At 43.8% G+C, this 5,670-nt stretch carries 3 protein-coding genes; 1 reads left to right on the forward strand and 2 read right to left on the reverse strand.

The window, feature by feature from the left end:
• Positions 1-137 precede the first annotated feature (137 nt).
• Both pilM and ACLFWI_RS25845 read right to left on the reverse strand, forming a co-directional pair.
• Complete coding sequence (gene pilM / locus ACLFWI_RS25840; RefSeq protein ID WP_446407819.1) at positions 138-1,241, reverse strand: type IV pilus assembly protein PilM; 1,104 nt, start codon at positions 1,239-1,241, stop codon at positions 138-140.
• Between the two features lie 777 nt (positions 1,242-2,018).
• Positions 2,019-3,671 (reverse strand): alpha-amylase family glycosyl hydrolase, encoded by a 1,653-nt coding sequence (locus ACLFWI_RS25845; RefSeq protein WP_446415297.1) that lies wholly within the window; start codon positions 3,669-3,671, stop codon positions 2,019-2,021.
• Between the two features lie 744 nt (positions 3,672-4,415).
• Here ACLFWI_RS25845 and ACLFWI_RS25850 point away from each other — a divergent pair.
• Positions 4,416-5,360 carry a DUF4388 domain-containing protein gene (locus ACLFWI_RS25850; protein ID WP_446415298.1) on the forward strand — a complete coding sequence of 315 codons (945 nt, stop codon included), beginning with the start codon at positions 4,416-4,418 and terminating at the stop codon, positions 5,358-5,360.
• The last annotated feature ends 310 nt before the right edge of the window (positions 5,361-5,670 follow it).

Consider the following 5,670-nt stretch of genomic DNA (forward strand, 5'->3'; position numbering starts at 1 on the left):
TGATTGTTGATTGTTGATTGTTGATTGTTGATTGTTGATTGTTGATTGTTGATTGCTACCATGAACCATCAACCATGCACCATGAACCATCAACCATGAACCATGAACCATGCACCATGAACCATCAACCATTAAAGTTAAACCTCCCGCAATCCTAATCCTAGTACCGTTCCCAATCCGGGTCGTTGTACTGGGGGAACATCTTGCTCCATCTCTAAGGATAGTGCTGCAATCGGATCAACCTGAGTGGTAGGCAAGCTTAATCGTTGGGTGAAAAATTCATCCAGTTGTCCAATTCCACCGCCGGGTCCAGCGAGGAGGAGTTGAGCCACTTCTAGATTTTCACTCTGATTTAAATAAAAGTCGATGGAACGACGCAATTCATCTGCGAGTTCACCTAAAACTCTCAGCAGTGCTGCCATTCCCGGATTAATTCCCGTCGCACCTGTGCGAATGCCATCCACCGGAGTGTTGGGTATGGTCATTCCCTGCAAGAGTTCCGTGTTTCTGGATGTCGGTAAATTCATCGCCCTCGATAAGGCACTCTGGAGTTGGAATGTGCCAATGGGAACGGTGCGGGAAAACTGGGGGACACCATCGACAATAATCGCAATTTCGGTACTATCAAATTCTATATCCACTAATACCGCCGCTTCTTGGGGAGCAAATTGTCGCAGTTGCTCACGAATGGTACGAATCAGGGCAAAACTATTGATTTCTAGAACATCGACTTTTAACCCCACCAGTTGGAAGGTATCCAAATAGGTGTCTGTCACCTCTCGGCGTGTTGCTACCAGCAAAACTTGTACTTTTTCAATCCCATCTTCGTCCATGAAGAAGCCCAGTTTTTGGTAATCTAAATCTACTTCTTCGCGCGGATAGGGTAAGTATAGACCGGCTTCATGGTTGAGAACCATATCTCGCAATTCTTGGTCATCGAGTTCAGCAGGAATCGGAATAATCCGAATCACCGCTTCCCGCATGGGGACAGCCGTGGCGACTTGCTCGACTTTGAGTTTATGTTCATCAAGAATTTCAGTCACCAGTTCAGCTAAACTGGCGGCATCGATAATTTTGCCGCCGTCAAACAAACCTTCGGGGACTTCATGGGTGTGAAGGCTCACCAGCTTGTAGCCCTGACCTTGCTTACGCAGTTGGGCGATACTAATACGTTCTGGTGCTAATTCTATCCCGATACCTTTTTTACCCTTAGAAAATAGATCTTGGAAACGGTTAAACATAGCTCAGGTGGGGACTGGTGTCAAAATTATAAGTCTAAACTGGCTTGAGTGTGGATTGTTCATCCTGATTTGGCGGCTGGATACCCCATCTTAGCGTTGGGGAGGAAGTCGCGCCGAATCATGGTTTACATGCAGGTTTTTAATGGTGAATAAGCCAGGAACCTGCTTGCCCTGTTTTAGTGCCTTCAACCACTACTCGCAAGATGTCAACCTTTTAGATGAACCCAGACAGTCGTTTATGCTTAATCCCTACATACATCCCTATATACTATGATAAGCTACCTTCCCCATCTTCATTGGCAACAGGGAACAGGGAATGGGGAATAGGGATGTCAAAAGCGGCTTATGGTCTTCTGTCAGTATTGGGGATTGGGACAATTCTCTCTGATATCATCTGCACCTCCGCCCCCCTGCACCTTTGTTCCCCATCTTCCTTATTTGTATAGCACTACGCACTCTAGTTAGGACATAAAAGAAAAATTCAAATCGCTTGACCCTGAATTTCGACAGGCTCAATTGCCGCGAAGTCGAAGGGTCAATCTCTTGATTAGTATAGCAATCGCCATAGCGGTTAGGACGCATCTGATGGTAGAGACGTTGCATGCAACGTCTCTACAACTTCACTATTGCATATTCCACACCGAGCGAAGCGTTCGACTGAACTTCGACAGGCTCAGTTGCCGCGCTCACGCGGCTCGACTGAGCGCTCGCCGAACGTCCGAAGTCCGAGGTGTTGCCTATTGCCTATTGCAAGAAAGCCTAGCGCGTAGCGCTATATCACTGCCAAACTAAAACCTTGGCTTCGTACTCTCCCAAGTCCAATTCCAACGTACCTTCAACCACTTCAACATCATAGTCCCTCGTCCACTCGTGCCAAGTTCCCGACTCCGGAATTTGTGAAACAGCGTATCCCTCCAAGAAGTTATCTGAAAAATTGGCAATGATAATTAGCTGAGATCCTTGATCATTCCAGCGAATGTATCCCAGAACTTTGGCTTCGGGATCTTCATAGAAGAAATCAATGTTATCTGTATAGAGAGCATGATTCTCTTTCCGCAGTCGAATCAAGCCTTTGTAGTATTCCAATAACCCCTGACTTCCTTCATTCTTCAACAACGTCCAATCCAGTTTGGATGACTCAGGCTTTAACGGTTTGTATTCTCCAAACTCCTCACCCATTAAAATTAACGGGATGCCGACAGCCGTCATTAAAAGAGCCACACCGAACTTGATCCGTTTAAATGCCACTTCATCAAAGATTTCATGATCCGCCAACTCCACCATCAAACGTTCTTGATCATGGCTAGTCAGGTAATTTACGATATTAACAGTTCCCATAAAGCCTTGACGCTTACCATCAAGGGCATCCTTGAGACGGTCTAAATCGAAGGTATCACCAAAGATGTGATCCTTGAGGCAGTAGGCAAAACTATCATGCCAGCAGCCATCCATAGGACCATCGACATTGGTGATACGGGGAGTTTCGGGGATGTGTTCAGCGACATTGTAAAATGGCTTATCTCCTGCCTTTTTATGGGCTTGTTCAGTAATCCAATGCATGAAATCATAATTTTCAATTTGCTTCGCCGCGTCGTAGCGAATACCGTCGATATGATATTCCTCGATCCAGAAGCGCACTACATCGCCAATGAATTTCCAGGCGGGTTTGATATCTAAGTTCTCGTCATAGTGTTCATAATTAAACTCTGGTCCCCAACTAAATTCATGGGGAGGTTCATGGTGATACCAGTAATCGTGATCAATCTGGGTTAATGGGTGTTCGGATTCTGAATGGTTGAAAATTCCATCGACAATTACCCGAATACCACGAGAATGGCACTGATCAATTAAATCCTTAAACTCTTGTGTTTCACCATAGCTAGACTCTAAGGCAAAGAAATGGCGCACATTATAGCCCCAACTATAGTCTCCCGGATATTCCATCATCGGCATTAGTTGAAGGGCATTGATCCCAAGTTCGCACAGGTAATCTAATTTCTCAACAACGTGCTTGAATTGACCCCGTGGATAGGGATCATCTTCGCCACCAGAGAAGTCTCCAATGTGCATTTCATAGATGACTAATTCGTGATTTGGAGGCAGGGGTTTGTCGTCATGCTGCCAGGTGTAGGTATCAACAATCCTTTGTCCGTCCTTAATTCGCATCACCCCATTCTGGGTTTCGTCATCAATCACTCCTGTGGCGTAGGGATCGGTGACATCAACCAATTGATCGGGTTCCAAGAACCAGGATTTAGATTGCACGCAAAATTTATACTGGTAAGTGCCATCCTCAAGCTCAACTGAGGTACGGAAATAACCATCCTCTCCTTTCTCCATCTGGATGTCTTGCCAATCCGAAAAACATCCTTTCAATACAGCGCTTTTGTTGTAAGGGGCGAATAATTGAAATTCAATTGAGCTAGCCATAAAATTCTACCTTTTAATGTTTCAAATTACTGTTGTTTAGAGATTAATCTTAATTAAAGCAACTTTATTAATCCGATACCTCTAGCTAAGGAGATACAAGAGAATTGCTCTTGTTATAGAGAGACTGTCATTGATGGTGTACGGGCATGGTTGGGAGTACGCCACCTGGCAACCGAGTTATCTGAGCTCTATAGGGTAAAACTGTCAAGTCTGCGCGATCGCAGGCAGGTTGGATGCTCTACGGCAAGCACTGGTGATTCCTTCTGGCTGTAGTCCTGATCAAGTTCAAGGACTTAACTGTATCAATTTTTACAATGTTAGAGTTTGTGATTTTTGTTTAGATCTAAGATTGTGAGCAATCGCTAACATCTTAGATGATTATTACGTGATTTTACTGAGGTAATCCACCGAAAGGATAAGCGCCAAATTGAGATGACATACTCAATAGCGCCATGTATCCCTTTTATCTTTTTGGGAATCGGTATAGATACTTAGGAATAAAGACTGAGCCGATAGCTTAACAAATTTTAGTATTTTAGAGCAAACTTTTAGGGCTAAATGCCAGGTTACTGGCAGCAAATTACTGGGTTTTAGTATAGTAGATAACAAAAATCCGACAATTGGCTCACGGCTAGTAAAGAATTGAAAAGCAAGGCGGCTGAAACCTTACGAAGTAAGCCAATAAAGCGTAGTATGCGTTAGTAGTAGAGCAAATTATCCTGCGTAGCGTTCAATTCAACAATTATGTCGATTACCAGTTCCTTATCCGACTTTTCGATACCAGAAATTTTCCAGTTTCTAGAGAAAGGACAGAAAACTGGAGTGTTGACGCTAGGAGCATTGCCAGAAGATCCCACACCACTCAACGCAATTTATTACATTTGGGTTTACCAGGGACGTATTGTGGCGGCAGCACATCAATTAGATCATCAAGGTTTAGTGAAATTGATTGCTGAACAGATGGGAGTGAGCCAGCGCGTAGTAACAAAACTTGTACAGCTATGTCCGACTGATAAACCCTTGGGGTTGAGCCTCAAACATCACGGAATCTTGTCAATCGAACATTTAAAGCAGCTTTTTCAGAATCAGGTATTGCAGCGAGTGTGTACGTTATTTGAACTCAAGGAAGGTCAGTTTAAATTTATCCCAAACGCTCCCATACCCACCAAAGAAATGACGGGATTGAGCATCTCAGCGACAGAAGCCACATTGAGAGGGTTGCGATTACTGAAAAATTGGGATAATCTCCATGATAAACTACCTGATCCAAATTCAGGATTAGCTAGTATCATGGCGGGTAGTCCGGCTTATCGATTGTATCCTTTAGAGGAGCAAGTATGGGAACGATCGCAAGGGACAGTTTCGTTGTCTGCGATCGCAAAAGAACTAAATGTTCCCGTTGAACAAGTGCAGCATCTGGCATTTACCCTGATGACTGTAGGTTTAGTTGAGGAAGTACCTCTGTTGGCTGGTATTTTGCCCACTCAAGAAATTGAGCCTTTACCGGCTCAGTTGTCTAAAGCATCAGAGAAACAAGGGATTACGCCATCACTTTTGCAAAACTTAGTGGGTTTCTTGCGGAGTAAAGGAGGTAATCGTCAAGAGCGAAATTGGAATTACGTTTCCACTCATTCTTCTCCCACTTCATTACCATTCCTGAAACGAGAGAAAGAAACGATTCAATGCTAATCGCTTACTTGTCCGATTGAACATCAACGGCGGCAACGAGTTGAGCGAAATAGTTGGAATACTACAGCCAGTAGTGATGCTCAATCATGGTTAATTGCTCCAATACAGTGTCTTTTCCATATTCTTTTGCCATATTTTCTTGCAGACAGAGCGGTAAGTGATATATTCTCTCCATGATCGACCATTTTCCAAATTTAATGAAATACGGTAACTGGACAAATTTTAACTCTCGCCAACTGATGATATTCTTCCATTGATGGGGGTTTAAATTTCCATTGAAATCCTTTAGACGGTGTTTCCACATTCAGAA

The sequence above is a fragment of the Coleofasciculus sp. genome, from assembly GCF_046539235.1.
Classification (GTDB): domain Bacteria; phylum Cyanobacteriota; class Cyanobacteriia; order Cyanobacteriales; family Coleofasciculaceae; genus Coleofasciculus.